16 protein-coding genes and 1 riboswitch are annotated in these 17,154 nt (G+C 68.4%); all 16 genes read right to left on the bottom strand.

The features are described 5' to 3' along the window. Window positions 1-232 precede the first annotated feature (232 nt). Window positions 233-2,383 (bottom strand): bifunctional hydroxymethylpyrimidine kinase/phosphomethylpyrimidine kinase, encoded by a 2,151-nt coding sequence (thiD, locus tag BMW26_RS11055; RefSeq protein WP_072591499.1) that lies wholly within the window; start codon window positions 2,381-2,383, stop codon window positions 233-235. Next, window positions 2,380-3,228 (bottom strand): hydroxyethylthiazole kinase, encoded by an 849-nt coding sequence (gene thiM / locus BMW26_RS11060; RefSeq protein WP_072592320.1) that lies wholly within the window; start codon window positions 3,226-3,228, stop codon window positions 2,380-2,382. The genes thiD and thiM overlap by 4 nt, the downstream gene beginning before the upstream one ends. After that, window positions 3,219-3,312: riboswitch (TPP riboswitch) on the bottom strand. Its footprint overlaps the gene before it by 10 nt. 21 nt (window positions 3,313-3,333) lie before the next feature. Further along, window positions 3,334-4,296, bottom strand: a complete 963-nt coding sequence (locus tag BMW26_RS11065) for an NAD-dependent epimerase/dehydratase family protein (protein ID WP_072591500.1) — start codon at window positions 4,294-4,296, stop codon at window positions 3,334-3,336. A 62-nt stretch (window positions 4,297-4,358) separates the two neighbouring features. Beyond that, window positions 4,359-5,075 carry a DUF402 domain-containing protein gene (locus BMW26_RS11070; protein ID WP_198032319.1) on the bottom strand — a complete coding sequence of 239 codons (717 nt, stop codon included), beginning with the start codon at window positions 5,073-5,075 and terminating at the stop codon, window positions 4,359-4,361. A 132-nt stretch (window positions 5,076-5,207) separates the two neighbouring features. Then, window positions 5,208-7,712, bottom strand: a complete 2,505-nt coding sequence (pheT, locus tag BMW26_RS11075) for a phenylalanine--tRNA ligase subunit beta (protein ID WP_072591502.1) — start codon at window positions 7,710-7,712, stop codon at window positions 5,208-5,210. Next, window positions 7,712-8,752 (bottom strand): phenylalanine--tRNA ligase subunit alpha, encoded by a 1,041-nt coding sequence (gene pheS / locus BMW26_RS11080; protein ID WP_072591503.1) that lies wholly within the window; start codon window positions 8,750-8,752, stop codon window positions 7,712-7,714. Before pheS ends, pheT begins: the two co-directional genes overlap by 1 nt. Before the next feature lie 48 nt (window positions 8,753-8,800). Further along, window positions 8,801-9,742, bottom strand: coding sequence for an amino acid ABC transporter permease (locus BMW26_RS11085; protein WP_053096895.1), 942 nt, complete (start codon window positions 9,740-9,742; stop codon window positions 8,801-8,803). Then, complete coding sequence (locus tag BMW26_RS11090; RefSeq protein ID WP_053096897.1) at window positions 9,739-10,395, bottom strand: amino acid ABC transporter permease; 657 nt, start codon at window positions 10,393-10,395, stop codon at window positions 9,739-9,741. The genes BMW26_RS11085 and BMW26_RS11090 overlap by 4 nt, the downstream gene beginning before the upstream one ends. Window positions 10,396-10,454: 59 nt before the next feature. Continuing rightward, on the bottom strand, window positions 10,455-11,363 hold the full coding sequence (locus BMW26_RS11095; RefSeq protein ID WP_053096898.1) for a glutamate ABC transporter substrate-binding protein: 909 nt from the start codon (window positions 11,361-11,363) through the stop codon (window positions 10,455-10,457). 46 nt (window positions 11,364-11,409) lie between these two features. Further along, window positions 11,410-12,159: an amino acid ABC transporter ATP-binding protein gene (locus tag BMW26_RS11100; protein WP_372984152.1), complete on the bottom strand. Its 750-nt coding sequence runs from the start codon at window positions 12,157-12,159 to the stop codon at window positions 11,410-11,412. Between the two features lie 352 nt (window positions 12,160-12,511). Continuing rightward, window positions 12,512-13,492, bottom strand: coding sequence for a TAXI family TRAP transporter solute-binding subunit (locus BMW26_RS11105; RefSeq protein WP_072591504.1), 981 nt, complete (start codon window positions 13,490-13,492; stop codon window positions 12,512-12,514). Continuing rightward, window positions 13,489-14,865 carry a sensor histidine kinase gene (locus BMW26_RS11110; protein ID WP_056280153.1) on the bottom strand — a complete coding sequence of 459 codons (1,377 nt, stop codon included), beginning with the start codon at window positions 14,863-14,865 and terminating at the stop codon, window positions 13,489-13,491. Before BMW26_RS11110 ends, BMW26_RS11105 begins: the two co-directional genes overlap by 4 nt. A gap of 6 nt (window positions 14,866-14,871) precedes the next feature. Next, window positions 14,872-15,540: a response regulator transcription factor gene (locus tag BMW26_RS11115; RefSeq protein WP_072591505.1), complete on the bottom strand. Its 669-nt coding sequence runs from the start codon at window positions 15,538-15,540 to the stop codon at window positions 14,872-14,874. A 76-nt stretch (window positions 15,541-15,616) separates the two neighbouring features. Further along, the gene (locus tag BMW26_RS11120; RefSeq protein ID WP_072592321.1) at window positions 15,617-16,429 is read right to left on the bottom strand and encodes a TrmH family RNA methyltransferase; all 813 of its coding nucleotides are present in this window, start codon (window positions 16,427-16,429) and stop codon (window positions 15,617-15,619) included. Between the two features lie 102 nt (window positions 16,430-16,531). Beyond that, complete coding sequence (gene rplT, locus BMW26_RS11125) at window positions 16,532-16,918, bottom strand: 50S ribosomal protein L20 (protein ID WP_045252681.1); 387 nt, start codon at window positions 16,916-16,918, stop codon at window positions 16,532-16,534. Window positions 16,919-16,950: 32 nt separating this feature from the next. Continuing rightward, window positions 16,951-17,145 (bottom strand): 50S ribosomal protein L35, encoded by a 195-nt coding sequence (gene rpmI, locus BMW26_RS11130; protein WP_017828564.1) that lies wholly within the window; start codon window positions 17,143-17,145, stop codon window positions 16,951-16,953. Between the last annotated feature and the right edge of the window lie 9 nt (window positions 17,146-17,154).

Below are 17,154 nucleotides of genomic sequence, written 5' to 3' on the forward strand. Positions count from 1 at the left end.
ACGGTCGGACCCCTCGGCGAACGCGGGGTGCAGTGTCGGGAACCGGGGCGGCGACACCGGCACTCGACCGCCGTGCGTACGCAGGCAGAAGCGCAGGGTCGCCTAGAGTCGGCGGCCGCTGCTGCGTCGGCGCACGGCGATGACGCTCGGAACGAGCGTCAGAGGAGCGGTGGCGGCCGAAGGCATGCCGCGACGATAGCGCGCTCGTCGCGGCATGCGCAAATCCGGTCCGTCATCCGCCGGACGCGTGGAGTGCCGGCGCCGCGAAGAAGGCGAGTTCGTGCGCGCTGGAGACCTCGAAAGCGCGGAGCATCCGTCGCCGCCCCGCGGCATCCGACTCCGTCGCCGCATGCATCACATGGTCGATCGCCTGCTCCGTCGCCTTCTCGAACGCGGGATCGGCATACGTCGCGAGCCACGTCGCGTAGGGATGCTGCGGGTCTCGGGCGTACGCGTCGAACTCCCCCGCGTGCAGGCGGGTTCCGAGATCGGTGTACAGCCAGAAGCACGGCAGCACGGCCGCGATGAGCTCGGCGTAGTCGCCGCCGAAGGCCACGGAGCGCAGGTGGTCGAGGTACGCGACGGTCGCAGGCGCCGGATCGACGGCGAAGGTCGCCGCTTCCACTCCCGCGCCCGGGGCCAGCCACGATGCATGGAGCTCGAGCTCTCCGGTGATCGCCCCCTGGGCCGACTGAGCCCAGAACGCCTGCTCGTGCGGTGTGGGCGCGATCCGCGCGGCCGCTGCGAGCACTCGGGCGTACTCCCGGAGATAGAGGGCGTCCTGTCGGAGGTAGAAGAGGAACCGTTCGCGGTCGAGAGTCCCGTCGGCCAGAGCGCGGATGAAGGACAGCTCGTCGATGTCGGCCCGCACGTGCGCGATCCGGTCCCACCACCGATCGCGGAGGTCGGCACGCTCGGGTGCGGCCTCGAGTCCCCCTCGTCGCCAGAGGCCGCCGAAGTGGTTCACCGGTCCGTGACCGCTCCCGATGTCGAGCGCATCGCTCTGCCTCAGGGATTCCCGCAGCCAGGTCCTCGCCGATTTCACCGCGTCGACAGGGGACTCCCCTCCGGCGAGGCGGGTGGCGAGGGCCGACGACAGGGAGCATCCGGTGCCGTGCGTGTTGTGTGTCATGATGCGCGACCCGGGATAGCCGTGTCTGACGCCTCCGGCGACATCGATCAACGCGTCCGGAACGTCGTCGCCGTCGCGGTGCCCTCCCTTGACGAGCACCGCCCCGCCGATGCGGGCGGAGAGCTCGGCCCCGGCCTCGAGCGCGTCGTCCCACCCCGTGATCGGACGATCGGAGAGCGCGGCGAGCTCGGCGAGGTTGGGCGTCACGACATGAGCGCGCTCGAGGAGCCCGCGGAGTGCGCGCTCGGCATCCTCATCGAGCAGGCGATCACCGCTGGTCGCGACCATGACCGGGTCGAGCACGACGATCGGCGGACGGACGGCGTCGAGCCAGGCGGCGACGGTGGCGATCACCTCCGTGTTCGCCAGCATCCCGATCTTCACCGCGTCGATGACGATGTCGTCCGAGATGGCATCGAGCTGCTGCCGGAGGAACTCGGCAGGAGGCACGTGCACCGCTCGGACTCCCCTGGTGTTCTGCGCCGTGAGCGCCGTGACAGCCGCCATGCCATAGCCCCCGTTCGCGGCGATCGACTTGAGATCGGCCTGGATCCCCGCCCCGCCCGACGGGTCGCTCCCCGCGATGCTGAGCACGCGAGGTGTGCCCGAAGCCCTCCATCGGCTGAGGAATGCCCGGGCCGTCCTCGTCGGATCGACGGCGGCGCAGATGGCGGAGACGACGGCGAGCCCCGCCGCACCCGCATCCCGAAGGCGCTCGATGTCGTCGATTCCCACGCCGCCGATGGCGACGCATGGCAGTGCGGTCCTCGCGGCGAGCGCACCGAAGCCGTGGATTCCCAGGGCCGGCGGGTGATCCGGCTTGGTGGCGGTGGGACGGATCACGCCGACGCCGAGATAGTCGACCGTTCCTGCCGGCAGGGCGGCCACGGCGTCGAGATGCTCCGGCGTGTTCGCCGTCAACCCGATGATCGCCTCGGGTCCCAGCCGCTCGCGTGCCCGCAGCACCGATACGTCGCCCTGGCCGAGGTGCACGCCGTCGACCCGCGCTCCCCTGGCGCGAGCGATCAGCGCCGCCTCGACGCGGTCGTTCACCACGAGCAGTGCACGGCCGTCGATCACCCGAGAGAGCTCGATCAACTGATCGGCGGTCTCGGCATCCGTCGCGCCCTTGTCGCGCAGCTGGACGATGCGCACGCCCCCGTCGACGGCGAGTCGCACCGTCTCCGCGACGCCCCGCGCGCCGCAGAGGGTGGGATCCGTGACGAGATAGAGGGAGAGGTCCGCGATCACAGCGCGTGCTCCTGCACACGCGCGGCGAGGGCGAGGTCCTCCGGCTGCACGGCGGCGAGCGCGTCGAGCAGTGCGACGGCGAAGCTGCCGGGGCCCGGGGCCCGCGCCGCGGCGCGCTCGGCGGCGATCGTGTACACGAGGCTCGCCGCCGAGACGGCGGTGAGCGGATCCGCAGCGGTCGAGCGCGCCGCACCGAGGAACGCCGCCATGACGGCACCCAGCGCGCATCCGCCGCCGGTGACACGGGTGAGCAGTTCATGACCGTTCGCGATGCGGAGCAATCGTGCTCCATCCGTCACCAGGTCGACCGGTCCCGACACCGCGACCACCGCGCCGTGCCGCGAAGCGAGTGCGAGTGCCGCTTCGGCCGCGGCATCGGTCGTGTCCGTCGCATCGACGCCGCGCCCCCCGGCGCTGAGCCCCGCGAGGGCGAGGATCTCCGAGGCGTTCCCCCTGATCGCCGTGGGGCGTGCGTCGGCCAGCTCGTGCGCGAGTGCCGTGCGCACCGGCAGCGCGCCGATCGCGACGGGATCCAGCACCCACGGAGTACCTGCGGCGAGGGCTCCTGCCGCGGCTTCACGGCTCGCCGCACGCTGCTCCGGAGTCGGCGTACCGAGGTTGATCAGCACCCCGGAGGCCACCCCGGCGAACATCCCCGCCTCACCGACGATGTCGACCATCGCCGGCGCCGCGCCGAGGGCGAGCAGCACGTTCGCGGTGAAGCCCGTGACGACGCTGTTGGTGATGCAATGGGTCAAGGGTGGGCTGTCGCGCAGCCCTGTCAGGAGCTCAGCCGCCGAGGTGGCCAAGGTCGATTCGGAATCAGGACGCAGACGATCGCTCAACGCGACATCCCTTCGCTAGTACGAACTAGATCAGGTTCGACGGGTCTGTTCTCAGCCGCGGATGCGGCACCCCGTGTCACTGATCGCAGTCTAGCGAGGCCCCGATCAGTCGATCAGCTGCAACAGCGCGAGTTCGTCGGCGCGAGTGAGCCCTGCCCGCCGGTCCCGATCGACGCCGCGCGCCTGCTCGTCATCGACCACGGCGGCGATCGTCTCGTCGAGCGGACGAAGCCGACCTCCTGCCGCGCGGTAGCGGGCGTTCGACCTGGTCATGAATCCGGTCATCTCGCTCGGCAGCCACAGCGGCAGCGACCGCTCCCCCGCCCAATACGCCACACCGTGCTCGACGAGCCAGGCGTCAGATGCCGCGACCGTGTCTCCCCGGTGCCCCGCACGTCTGCGCACGGCGTCGAGGACCTCGCTCAGCCGATGCCGATCGCCGATCGTGTTGATCACGCCGGTGGCCCCCGTGGTGGCGACGAACTCGGACAGGTCGTCGACGTCGATCACCTGCACGTCGCGCTCCTCGACAGGCGGAAGCAGCACCGGGCCGTCCTCGGCACGCAGAAAAGCGGCAGCCCAATACCCGAAACGATCACTCGGGTCGTCCGCCCCGACGATCAATCCCGGGCGCACGATCAGGGTGCGGTCGCCGAGTGCACGGACAGCGTCCTCGGCGGCCACCTTCTGCCGGCCGTACTCGTCGTCTCCCCTCTCAGCCGGCGGATGCAGCGTCGCCGACTCGTCTGCACCGACCGTCTCCTCGTCGGAGTATGCCGACATCGACGAGACGTACGTCCAGCGGCCCGCTCGCTCACCGAGTGCCGCGACCGCAGCGGAGACGTGGGCCGCGTTCGACGAGACGTCGATCACGTGATCCCACTCCCGACCGGACACCGCATCGTAGGCGTCCCTGGCGTCACGATCGGCCAGCACCAGGCTCGCGCCCTCCGGAGACGGTCGTCCTCCGCGCGCCAGGCACATCACCGTCGCCCCGCTCAGGAGCAGCCGTCTGGCGATGCGGCCGGACAGCCAGCCGGTGCCGCCGAGGATCAGAACATCCGTCATGACCCCATGCCACCATCTTCGCCGCGCGAGGGGAAGGGTCTTCCGCTCAGGGCGGATGCCGGTCAGCTCGTGCGAAGATCCGACAGGCCGGACAGTTCCGGGACCGTCCACGAGGGATCCGGGCGCCAGTCGCGCCATTCGGCGTCGAACGGCCAGTCACCGTGATGGAAGGACTCGATCGCCGCGTCCGCGTGTCGTTCGATCTGCGCGGCCTGCTCAGAGGTGAGACGTCCCTGCTCGACGGCCGCGATCACCTCGTCCTCGTCCTTGAGGTGCACCTGACCGTCCGCCTGGATCTCCACGTCGAGGATGTGATCCGACGAATACGTGTCGCGGTCGGTGCGCAGATGCGCGTTCTCGAGATTCACGTACCACCCGGCGAACTCCCACTCGGGACCGCTCACATCGCTCCAGAACAGCCACACCGACCACGCCACACCGGCCGGAGCGATGCGGAGGATGCCGTTGCCCCACCACTCCTCCACGATCCGGGTACGCGGATCGAGCCACCGACGCTCGAGCGGAACGGTCCGGATGCGCTCGCCCGCCGGAGTGCCCTGCCCCTCCTGAAGCGTGCCCGGAGCGAGCCATGCCACCAGACCGCGTTCATCGTCGCGGACCACCCGCATGGGCGTGATGGTCGACGCATCGCCGGGCTGCCAGCCGGGCTTGCGGTAGTGCCAGGAGATCTGGTCGCCGGGTTCGAGGAACGGCGCTTCACCCATCGGTCGGACACCATCAGGAACCGCCGCGGGAGTGCTGTGGGGCAGGATGCTCATCCCGACACGGTACCTCGCAGGTCCACCGCGCTCAGGTCGGCTCGGCGGCGTCGGCAGCATCTTGAGAGCACACGCGCACGCGGACCGCACCGTTCGAGTGCGGTCCGCGTGCGGGTCGGTTCAGGCGGAGCTTCAGTCGCGCAGGGTCGCGTCGAAGCGCTCAGCTGCGACAGAGACACCCGCGAGCTTCGCCTCTGTCGCCTCGGCTGCGGTGAGCGTGCGGTCGTCCGCGCGGAAGCGCAGCGCGAAGGTGAGACTCTTCTGACCATCCGCGACGCCGTCCCCCCGGTAGTCGTCGACGAGGCGGATCGACTCGAGAAGCGCACCGGCGCCCTCGGTGAGCGCAGCGCGTACGTCGCCCGCCGGCACATCAGCGCCGACCACCAGCGACACGTCCTGTGTCGCAGCGGGGAAGGTCGACAACGAGGCGGCGACCGCACGGTTCCCGCCGAGCGCGATGACCTCGTCGAGGTCGAGCTCGAGCACGATGGCACGACCGGGAAGGTCTGCTCCGGCGGCGACCTCGGGGTGGAGCTCGCCGACGTATCCGATCTCGACGTCGCCGACGGAGAGCACGCCGGTGCGTCCGGGGTGCAGCGCCGCGCGCTGCCCCTGCACCACATCGAGGTCGACTCCGGCTGCAGCCGCGATGACTCTGGCGGCGTCGAGCGCCTCGGAGAGCCCGTAGGGCTCCACGGCGCGTCCCGGCTGCTTGGTCACGACGTTGCCCGTGAACAGCGCCGCGACATGGCGGTGCTGCGGTGGGATCGACGCGTTCAGTTCGGCGAGCGTGTCGTCCGACGGACGCTCGCCGAGCGGCGGCACCTCGTCCGTGCCGTACTCGACACCCGGCTCGGGCAGGAACACGACTCCGGTCTCGAACAGCGCGAGGTCCGTGAGGCCGCGCGAGATGTTGCGGTGCGCGGTCTGCAGAAGCCCGGGGATCAGCGATCGACGCAGGAACGGAGCGGAGCCGTCGAGCGGGTTCGCGAGCCGGATGCTGGGCAGATGCTCTCCCGACGCCGAGCCGTGCAGGTCGTTCTCCGCCTCCGTCGTGAAGGGGAATGAGGGCGTCTCGACGAGACCGGCAGCCGCCAGCGCGTCGGCGACGCGGCGACGACCCTGCTGGTGTGCGGTGAGCCCGCGGCCGGACGGCGGCGTCGGCAGCACCGACGGGATGCGGTCGAGACCGTGGATGCGAGCGACCTCTTCGGCGAGAGACCACTTGTCGGTGAGGTCGGGACGCCAGGTCGGCGGGATCACGGTCCACCCGGCATCCGACCCGGAGACCTCTGCGCCGATGGTCGTGAGCGCGCCGGCGATCTCGTCGTCGGAGTAGTCGACGCCGATGAGCCCCTGCACGAATCCGCGCGGGAGGTCGATGTCCGCGACGAAGACCTCGGCGAACAGAGCGCCACCCTCGTCGGTGAGCGCGCCGCCGGCGAATTCGACCATCAGGTCGGCTGCACGGCGGGCGGCCACGAACGGCACGAGCGGGTCGACACCGCGCTCGAACCGCTTGGATGCCTCGCTGGGCAGCTTGTGACGGCGTGCGGTGCGGGCGATCGTCACGGGGTCGAAGGTCGCGGCCTCGATGAGCACGTTGTGCGTCGTGTCGCTCATCTCGGTCGTGCCGCCGCCCATGACTCCGGCGAGACCGATGGGACCCGATTCGTCGGTGATCAGGAGGTCCTCGACGTGGAGCTTCCGTTCCTGGCCGTCGAGGGTCGTCATCGTCTCACCGGCCGTCGCACGACGCACGGTGATGCCACCGGAGAGCCTGTCGAGGTCGTACCCGTGCAGCGGCTGCCCCAATTCGAGCATCACGTAGTTGGTGATGTCGATCAGGATGCCGAGCGAGCGCATGCCGGCGAGCGACAGCCGCGCGATCATCCACGGCGGGGTCGGCCGCGCGGGGTCGACGTCTCGGACGACGCGCGTGACGAACTCGCTGGCGCCGACGCGGCCGCGTACGGGGGCTGCATCGTCGACGATCGCCGTGTGACCGGCGCCCGGCTGGAGCTCGGTGAAGTCGCGCTCGGCCGGGTCGCGGAACGGTGCTCCGGTCGCGTGGGAGTACTCACGGGCGACACCGCGCAGCGAGAACGCGTACCCGCGGTCGGGCGTGACGTTGATCTCGACCGCGACATCGTCGAGTCCGAGCAGGCTGATGGCGTCTGTGCCGACGGGTGCATCGATACCGAGGTCCGCGAGGACGAGGATGCCGTTGTGTTCGTCGCCGAGCCCCAGCTCACGCGCAGAGGCGATCATGCCGTCGGACACGTGCCCGTAGGTCTTGCGGGCGGCGATCGGGAACGGCCCCGGCAGCACTGCACCGGGAAGCGTCACGACGACCTTGTCACCCGCGACGAAGTTGTGCGCGCCACAGACGATTCCGCGGATTCCGCCGTTCGCCTCACCGACATCGACCTGGCACCAGTTGATCGTCTTGCCGTTGGACTGCGGCTCGGCCTCGAGCGAGACGACCTGTCCGACGACGACGGGACCCGAGATCTCGAAGCGGTGGACGTCCTCCTCCTCGAATCCGACGGTCACGAGCGCTGCGAGGACGTCTTCCGGTGTCGTATCCGCTGCCAGATCGACGTACTCACGCAGCCACGAAAGCGGGACGCGCATCACACCACCATCCCGTACTGCTCGCTGAAACGGACATCGCCCTCTGCCATGTCCCGCATGTCCTGCACATCGCTGCGGAACATGAGTCCCCGCTCGACGCCCATTCCGAACGCGAAGCCGCTGTAGACGTCGGGATCGATCCCCGCCGCGCGGAGCACGTTCGGGTTGATCATGCCGCAGCCGCCCCACTCGATCCAACGGGCGCCGCCCTTGAAGGTGGGGTGCCAGAGGTCGAGCTCGGCCGACGGCTCGGTGAAGGGGAAGAAGTTCGTGCGGAAGCGCGTCTTGGCCTCGGGGCCGAAGAGCTGACGCGCGACGTGGTCGAGCGTTCCCTTGAGATGCGCCATCGAGATGCCCTTGTCGACGACGAGTCCTTCGAACTGGGTGAAGACGGGGAGGTGCGTCGCGTCGAACTCGTCGGTGCGGTACACACGGCCGGGGCAGAGCACGTAGATCGGCACCTCGCGATCGAGCATCGAGCGCACCTGCACGGGGCTCGTGTGCGTGCGCATGACGAGATGGCGCGACGGCGGGTCGACGTAGAAGGTGTCCTGTTCCTGACGGGCGGGGTGGTCGACGTCGAAGTTCAGAGCGTCGAAGTTGAACCACTCGTGCTCGAGCTCGGGTCCTTCCGCGATCTCCCAGCCCATGCCCACGAAGATGTCCGAGATCTGCTCACTCAGCAGGGTCAGCGGGTGCCGGGCGCCGACGCGCGTGCGCGAGGGGATCGCCGTGATGTCCAGCCGCTCGGCCTCGAGGCGCTCAGCGACCTCCGCGGCGGCGAGCTCCTCCTCCTTGGCGGCGAGCGCCTTGGAGACCTGACCGCGGCCCTGTCCGACGAGCTTGCCGAAGGCGGCCTTGTTCTCGGGGGCGACCTGACGCATCGAGGCGTTCAGGACGGCGAGCGGCGATCCGTCGGCGACGTGCGCGGCGCGAGCGGCTTTCAGTTCGGTCGTATCGGCGGCTGCGGCGATCGCTTCGAGCGCGGCCGCCACGGCGGCTTCGACCGCTTCCGGGGTGATTTCGGGAGACTCAGACACGAGACAGGAGTCTACCGGCGCGAGGCGGTCGCCCCGCGCCGGTGGACATCACTTCGGATCGGAGCTGTCCAGCCCGCCTACACCACCGGTGCCGCCGAAGCCGCTGCCCCCGCGCTGCAGCGTGATGAGCTCGGTGTCGGTGCCGTCGCCGTGCTGGCGGGGATCCTCTGCCGCGTGGATCGCCTTCACCTTCGGCGAGCGACGGGTCTGGATCTCGACCCACTTCGCGATGCCCGACAGGATGAGGCACATGACGATGTAGATGCCGCCGATGACGAAGGCCGACTGCAGGATCGGGCGACCCTGCTGCGACGTCAGCTGCTTCGCGTAGTACAGCAGCTCGGGGTAGGTGATGATGAAGCCCAGAGCGGTGTCCTTCATCGTGACGACCAGCTGCGCGACGATCACCGGGAGCATCGCCCGGATCGCCTGCGGCAGGAGGATGAGACGCATCACGCCGCTCTTGCGGAGTCCGATCGCGTAGCCCGCCTCTTTCTGCCCCCGAGGCAGGGACTCGATGCCGGCCCTCAGAACCTCGGCGAGCACGGAGCCGTTGTAGGCCATCAGTGCGATCACGACGGCCCAGTAGGGATCCATCTTGATTCCGACCACGGGGAGCCCGTAGTAGAGCAGCATCATGAACACCAGCACCGGAACGGCACGGAAGAGCTCGGTGACGGCTGTCACGGGGATCCGCACCCACGCGTGCTCGGAGAGCCGCCCGATGGCCAGCACGAAGCCGAGGACGACGCTGAGGACGGCGGCGAGCGCGAAGGCTGCGAGCGTGTTGCCCAGGGCCTTGAAGATACCCATCCACACGTTGGAGAACGTGAACACGTACCACTTCTCCGCCGAGAACTGGCCTGTCTCCACCATGCGGAGCACGATGAAGCCGATGGCGGCCAGGACGAGGACGACGGTGGCGACCGCGATGATCCGGTTGCGGGCGATCGCCCGGGGTCCGGGGACGTCGTACAGTACAGAGCTCATCGCGCGATCCTCCAACGGTTCTCGAGATATCGCTGCAGCCAGCTCAACAGCAGCACCAGGGCGACGAACACGACGGCGACCCAGAGGAGGACCTCCATCGGGTTGCCCGGACGGTCGGCCGAATCGTTGATGGTCGACCGGAGAGCCGCGAGCTCGGCGACCGAGAACCCGGCTGCGACGGTCGTGTTCTTCAGGAGCGCGATGAAGACGCTCATCATCGGCGGGACGACCGAGCGGAACGCCTGCGGCAGGATCACGAGACCCATCACCTGTCCGAAGGGAAGTCCGATGGCCCGCGCGGCCTCGGCCTGACCGACGGGCACCGTGTTGATACCCGCCCTCAGGACCTCGGCCACATAGGTCGCCGTGTAGATGCCGATGGCGAGGATGCCGAGCACGAGGTTCGACAGTTCGGGCAACCCGAGTTGCGGGTACCCGAAGATGAAGAAGAAGAACACGAGGGTGAGCGGGGTGTTGCGCACGGTGTTCACGTACACCGTGCCGACGCCGCGGGCGATGGGCACCGGGGAGACACGCATGGCCCCGACGATCAGACCCAGGATCAGTGCGATGATCCCGCCCGCGAAGAACACGATCAGCGTGTTACTGATCGCCTGTCCCCACAGGTCGAGGTTGCCGAAGATGACGTCCACGCCACCCTCCCTTCTTCAGAGTGAATGGGCGGCCCCCCTGAGGGGGCCGCCCATGTCGATCAGTAAGCGTCGACCTCGGGCTGTTCGACCTCGATGCCGCTGGAACCGAGGTTCGCGTCGAAGATCGCCTGCCAGATGTCGCCACCGTCGGTGAAGAGCTCGTTGATGTGCGTGCGCAGCGCGTCGTCGCCCTTCGTGAGGCCGACACCGTAGCGCTCCTCGGTGAAGAGGCCGCCGGTCACCTTGACGTCATCCGGGTACTGGGCCGCGTAGCCGATCAGGATCGCCTGGTCGGTGGTCACGGCGTCGACCTTGCCGTCGATGAGGTCCTGGACGCAGGCGGAGTACAGGTCGTACTCCTGCGTCTTGATCTCGGGGAAGTTCGCCTTGATGTTCTGGATCGGCGTCGAGCCGGTCGCCGAGCAGACGGTCTTGCCGTTGAAGTCCTCGAGAGCCTCGGCGTCGTCCGCGTCGGCGGCGACCAGGAGTCCCTGACCGGTGATGAAGTAGGGACCCGCGAAGTCGATGAGCTCCTTGCGCTTGTCGTTGATCGAGTAGGTGCCGACGTAGTAGTCGATGTCACCGTTGGTGATCGCCTGCTCGCGGTTCGCCGAAGCGATCGGCTTGAACTCGATCTTGTCCTCGTCGTAGCCCAGGGATGCGGCGATCCACCGTGCGATGTCGACGTCGAAGCCGGTGCGCTCTCCGGTCGTGACATCGAGGTAGCCGAGCCCGGGCTGGTCCTCCTTGACGCCGACGATCACCTTGTCGCGCTCCTGGATGGCGTCGAACGTCGGGCTGCCCTCGAGCTGGACGTCGTCAGCGACCTCGAACCAGGTGGAGTCCTCGCTCTCTTCGCCGCCGGTTCCGGCGCCGGGGCTGGACGGGCTGCCGCTGTTGCAGGCCGTCAGCGCGAACAGTGCAACCGTCGCGATCCCGATTCCTGCCAGTGTCCGTGTGCGTCGCATGTGCGTCTCCTTCGTGTGCTGTGTGTGCAAAGGTCTGTGAGGCTCGTCAGTGCGTGAGGAGCTTGGAGAGGAAGTCCTTGGCGCGGTCGCTCTTCGGGTTCGTGAAGAACTCCTCAGGCGTCGCCTCCTCGACGATCTTGCCGTCGGCCATGAACACGACCCGGTTGGCGGCCTTGCGAGCGAAGCCCATCTCGTGGGTCACGACGATCATCGTCATGCCGTCACGGGCGAGCTCCACCATGACGTCGAGGACCTCGTTGATCATCTCGGGGTCGAGCGCGCTGGTCGGCTCGTCGAAGAGCATGACCTTGGGCTGCATGGCGAGAGCGCGGGCGATCGCGACGCGCTGCTGCTGTCCGCCGGAGAGCTGTGCGGGAAGCTTCGAGGCCTGCTGGGCGACGCCGACGCGCTCGAGAAGCATCATCGCCTCCTTGTCGGCATCGGCCTTCTTCATGCCGCGGACCTTGATCGGGCCGAGCGTCACGTTCTCGAGGATCGTGAGGTGCGCGAAGAGGTTGAACGACTGGAACACCATGCCGACGTCTGCGCGCAGATGCGCGAGGCCCTTTCCCTCAGCGGGGAGCGCCTTGCCGTCGATGCTGATCGTGCCGCTCGTGATCGTCTCGAGGCGGTTGATCGTGCGACACAGTGTCGACTTGCCCGAGCCTGAGGGACCGATCACCACGACGACCTCGCCGGCGTTCACCGTGAGGTCGATATCCGTGAGCGCCTGGAAGTCGCCGTAGTGCTTCTGGACGTTGTCGACAACGACGAGGGGCTTACCTGTGGTCATCATTTCTCCAAACTAGCCAGGTCGCTCACGTGGCTCCACAGTGATGCGTCGACATTTACACGTTCGTAACCACGCGATGGGGCCGATCCCGCCCGATAACCGGAGTGCCCCACGGTCCGCCCCCGCGGACCGTGGGGGCGTCCCTGCTGCTCCGTTCCTCCCCCGAGTAGAACGTGGCAGCAAGCCTCCGACCGGATCCGATCGCAGGACGACTCCGGAGAATGGCCGAGTCCGCGCCTCAATGAGGGGCGTGGGCTCTGTGGCATCTGAATTCTCCGTTGAATCGAGCGCGATCGACCCCCACATTGGCAGAGTGACATGCCGGTATGAGACTTCTTGAGGATTTCTTGAGGCCTCAGTCCCGCTGGTCCCGGTAGTACTCGACGGCCCCCGGATGCAGGTCGACCGGCCCCGTGAAGATCGCCTGCCTGCGGTCGAGCAGGGACGCGACCGGAACCCGCTGCGCGATATCGGTGCGGACCGTGAAGAGGCTCGTGAGGACGTCCCGTACGACGCCGTCCGGAGTGTCGGACGAGGTGACCAGATAGTTCGGCACCGCCATCGTGGGCGCGGACTCGTCGAGTCCATAGAGCCCGACGGGGAAGTCGGACGGCCGATACGCCTCGGAGTATCGAGCGTTGATCGCGGTGACCCATGTCTGCTCGATCGGCACCAGCCGCACGGGCGTCGTCGTCGCGAGCTCCGCGATGCCCGGTGTCGGGATGCCGCCGACCCAGAAGAATCCGTCGATCTCGGATCTCTCGAGCGCGCTGATCGACTCACCGAGATCGAGCCGGGGATCCGTGATCGTCGCGATGTCGACGTCGGCGGCGTCGAGTGCTCGCGCCGCGATCACATTGACGCCGGAATTCTCGGCCCCGAGCGACACCGTCCTGCCCGCAAGGTCGCCGAGGGCGGCGATGTCCGAATCCGCGCGTACGACCACGTGGAGGTACTCGTCGTACAGGCGAGCGACAGCCTGCACCGGCATGGGCTCGTCGAACGCTCCCACTCCGGCGACGGCGTCGGCAGCGGCATCCCCTTGCGCGAAGCCGAGGAGGGCCTCCCCCGAGCTCACCCGCAGGAGGTTGTCGACGGACCCGGCGGTCTCGGCTGCCGACACGCGGATGCCCAAGGACTCCGACAGCTCCCGAGCGAGTTCGTCGCCGTAGGCGTAATAGACCCCGTTGGATCCCCCGCCGGCGATCTCGTAGGCAGAGTCGTTCCACTCCGTCGATCGAGCGCTGCACGCGCTGCTCGTGGCGGCGAGCAGCAGCACGAGTGCCGTCGCCACCCCTCTGCGCCACCATGCGCGGCGGCTAGCCCGCGCGCTCATCCCTCAGCTCCGTCCGGCAGCATCAGCGACACCAGCAGCCCGCCGTCGTCCGGCGTATCGACCCGCAGCTCGCCGCCGATCGATTCCAAGAGGTCGGTCGCTATCGCGAGGCCGAGCCCTGACCCCGGAACTCCGCCGCTGTCGTCGCTGCGCCAGAATCGGTCGGCGGCGTTCGCGGCCTGCTCTCGCGTCAGCCCGGGGCCGTGGTCGCGGACTGTCAGCACGCAGAGTCCACCGCTGCGGTGCGCGTCGACCTCGACGGCCGACTCGGCGGGCGAGAACTTCACCGCATTGTCGATGACGGCGTCGAGCGCGCTCTCGACGATCGTGCGGTCGGTGATGCTCATCACCGGGCCCACTCCTGTCGAGAGCATCCGGACGCGTCGCTGTGACGCGACCTCGCTCCAGGCGTCTGCGCGGCGGGTGGCGAGCGTCGTCAGATCGACGGCTGAGATCGTCGTGTCGGCGCGTCCGCCGCGCGCGAGTCCGAGGAGCGTCTCGAGGATGCGAGCCATCCGGCGCCCTTCCTCCCTCGTCTCCTCGACGTCGTCCTTCCAGTCGGCTCCGAGACCGGTCGAGAGGTGCTCGACACGCAGCAGCAGCGCGTTGAGGGGATTGCGGAGCTCGTGCGAGGCGTTCAGGGCGAACTCCTGCTGACGCGTCATGACGCGCTCGATCTCATCCGCCATGCCGTTGAACACGCGCGTCATCCGGCGTAGCTCAGGAGGCCCCGTGTCCTCCGCGACCCTCGCATCCATCTCGCCGCGTTCGATCGCGATCATCGCCTCATCGAGACGTCGGACCGGAGAGAGCACCCACCGCGCGAGTTGGAAGACGAGGAGCACGCCGAGTCCGATCGAGACGATCGACACGACCGTCAGCACGAGAATCTGCTGCAGGATCTGGGTCCGTGGCGCCTCGACGTCCGCGGAGAGCATCACGGCGCCGATCACGTCTCCGTCGTCGAAGACCGGCTCGACGAGCGAGGACTCTGCCGCGATCCAGGGGAACACCGGCTCGGGCGCCTCGGCGCGGCGCCCCGAGAGCGCGAGGCCGACCCGTGCGGCATCGTCCTCTGACAGGACTTCGCCGCCGCCGTCGCGCGCTGACCACACCCCACCGGAAAGATCGAAGACGATCACATCGATCCCGTACACCTCGTGGAAGCGGGCGACCTCCGCATCGATCACCGTCGCGCTGCCCGACCGCAGCGCCTGCCGCGCGCTGGTCACGAAATACCCGAGGTCACCGAGCTGCTCGGTGTAGAAGGCCTGCTGGATGCTGCGGGTCGCGCTCCACGCCGTGGCGCCGCCCAACGACAGCAGGATGGCGACGAGCGGCACCAGGAAGACGACGACGAGACGTCTGCGCATCGAACGCTACCCGGCCAACCGATAGCCGACACCGCGCACGGTCTCGATCAGATGCCGCTGACCCGCCTTCTTGCGGATCGCGCCGACGTGCACCTCGAGCGAGTGCCCGAAGCCCCGCCAGTCGGTGTTCCAGACCTCGCGGATGAGTCTCTCCTTCGGCACGGCGACGCCGGGGTACCGGGCGAGCACCGCCACGATGTCGAATTCCTTGCGAGTGAGTTCGATGGGAGCGCGTGCGATGATCACCTGCCTGGCGACGAGGTCGATCTCGATCTCGCCATCCTGCAGCCGTACGCGCGCCTCGGATTCCGGCCGCACGGGTCGAGAGCGTCGTGTGACCGCCTCGATCCGGGCGAGGAGCTCGTGGACGTCGTAGGGCTTGACGACGAAATCGTCAGCGCCGGCACGCAACCCTCTGATGCGCTCCGTGACCTGGTTGCGTGCGGTGACGATCACGATCGGCACCTCGGAGCGTGCGCGGATCCGACGGCAGAGATCGATGCCGTCGACATCGGGCAGACCGAGGTCGAGGAGCACCACCTCGGTGTCCGCACCCAGCTGCTGCAGCGCGGAGGCTCCGTCTGCGGCTCGCACGGTGGCGTACCCGGATCGCGCGAGGAAGGCCTCGAGTGCAGCGGCGACACGCTCGTCGTCCTCCACGATCAGAATCTGCATCGACCCTGGGTCCCCTTCTCCGCTCGAGCAGGGACAAACCTACCAGCAGGACGGGCGGCCGCTCGTCCGCCGGAGATCAGGCCGAGGATGCCGCCCGCTGCGCGAACGCGCTCTCGTACAGGCAGACGCTCGCTGCCGTGGCGAGGTTCAAGGATTCGGCGCGGCCGAAGATCGGCAGCTTCAGCACCTGGTCGGCCTGCGCGAGCGCCTCGTCCTCGAGACCGCGCGCCTCATTGCCGAACAGCCACGCCGTGGGCTCGGCGAGCACTCCGTCCGCCCGCGCATGAAGAAGATCCTCGCCCTTGACGTCCGCGGCCAGAATCCGGAGTCCGGCGGCGTGAGCCTTCTCGACCACATCCGAGAGCTCTGCGCCCACGGACACGGGCAGATGGAACAGCGAACCTGTCGTGGCGCGCACGACCTTCGGGTTGTAGGGGTCGACCGTGCGGCCCGTCAGCACGACGGCGTCGGCTCCCGCCGCATCGGCGGCCCTGATGATCGTGCCGAGGTTTCCCGGGTCCCTGATCTCCTCGCAGATCGCCACCAGACGGGGGGATGCCGCGAAGATGTCCCGCACCGACGTGGGCGCCTGCCGGACGACGGCCACCAGCCCCTGCGGAGTGACCGTGTCGGCCATCGCGTTCAGCACGTACTCCGTGACGTACTCCACCTCGATGCCGGCGTCCGATGCCTTCGCGCGGATGTCCGGATGCTTCTCCCAGCCGGTCGGGGTCGCGAACAGCTCCACGATCGCCTCAGGACTGTAGGTCAGCGCCTCGCGAACCGCCTGGGGACCTTCGAGGAGGTAGAGCCCTGTCTCTGCGCGCGCGCTGCGCTTGGTCAGCTTGGCGACGGCACGGACTCGGGGCGAACGGGGGTTCTCCAGCACGTTCACAGTCTAGAGAACGGCAGGACCGTTCCTGCGCAAACGCCGGGCGAACGACAGAGGACGCCCTCCCGAAGGAGAGCGTCCTCTGTGGTGAAGAGCTGCTTATGCAGCCGACTTCGGAGCGTTGACGTCGGAAGGCAGAGCCTTCTTCGCCGTCTCGACCAGCGTCGTGAAGGTCGCTGCGTCGTTGACCGCGAGGTCGGCGAGCATGCGACGGTCGACGGTGACACCCGCGAGACCGAGGCCCTGGATGAAGCGGTTGTACGTGATGCCGTTCTGGCGTGCAGCGGCGTTGATGCGCTGGATCCAGAGACGACGGAAGTCGCCCTTGCGCTTGCGACGGTCACGGTACGAGTAGACCAGCGAGTGGATGACCTGCTCTTTGGCCTTGCGGTAGAGGCGCGAACGCTGACCGCGGTAGCCGGAGGCGCGCTCGAGGATGACCCGACGCTTCTTGTGGGCGTTTACCGCCCGCTTGACTCTTGCCATTTTCCTGTGTTCCTATCGTGCGTTCGGGCGCGTCAGCGACCGAGAAGCTTCTTCGCGACCTTGGTGTCAGCCTTCGACAGCACCTGGTCCTGGTTGAGGCGGCGGGTGCGACGGCTCGACTTGTGCTCGAGGTTGTGGCGCATTCCGGCCTGCTGCTTCTTCAGCTTGCCGCTGCCGGTGATCTTGAAGCGCTTCTTAGCACCCGAGTGGGTCTTCTGCTTCGGCATCTTCTCTTC

It is taken from the genome of Microbacterium sp. 1.5R (assembly GCF_001889265.1).
Classification (GTDB): Bacteria; Actinomycetota; Actinomycetes; order Actinomycetales; family Microbacteriaceae; genus Microbacterium.

Coding starts and splice junctions, on each gene's coding strand:
- BMW26_RS11105 (WP_072591504.1), bottom strand. CDS start 13,492: ATGAGCGCGCGGGCTAGCCGCCGCGCATGGTGGCGCAGAGGGGTGGCG.
- pheT (WP_072591502.1), bottom strand. CDS start 7,712: ATGCGCGTCCCGCTTTCGTGGCTGCGTGAGTACGTCGATCTGGCAGCG.
- BMW26_RS11065 (WP_072591500.1), bottom strand. CDS start 4,296: ATGACGGATGTTCTGATCCTCGGCGGCACCGGCTGGCTGTCCGGCCGC.
- BMW26_RS11095 (WP_053096898.1), bottom strand. CDS start 11,363: ATGCGACGCACACGGACACTGGCAGGAATCGGGATCGCGACGGTTGCA.
- BMW26_RS11110 (WP_056280153.1), bottom strand. CDS start 14,865: ATGCGCAGACGTCTCGTCGTCGTCTTCCTGGTGCCGCTCGTCGCCATC.
- BMW26_RS11070 (WP_198032319.1), bottom strand. CDS start 5,075: ATGAGCATCCTGCCCCACAGCACTCCCGCGGCGGTTCCTGATGGTGTC.
- BMW26_RS11115 (WP_072591505.1), bottom strand. CDS start 15,540: ATGCAGATTCTGATCGTGGAGGACGACGAGCGTGTCGCCGCTGCACTC.
- BMW26_RS11100 (WP_372984152.1), bottom strand. CDS start 12,159: ATGATGACCACAGGTAAGCCCCTCGTCGTTGTCGACAACGTCCAGAAG.
- BMW26_RS11085 (WP_053096895.1), bottom strand. CDS start 9,742: ATGAGCTCTGTACTGTACGACGTCCCCGGACCCCGGGCGATCGCCCGC.
- rplT (WP_045252681.1), bottom strand. CDS start 16,918: ATGGCAAGAGTCAAGCGGGCGGTAAACGCCCACAAGAAGCGTCGGGTC.
- rpmI (WP_017828564.1), bottom strand. CDS start 17,145: ATGCCGAAGCAGAAGACCCACTCGGGTGCTAAGAAGCGCTTCAAGATC.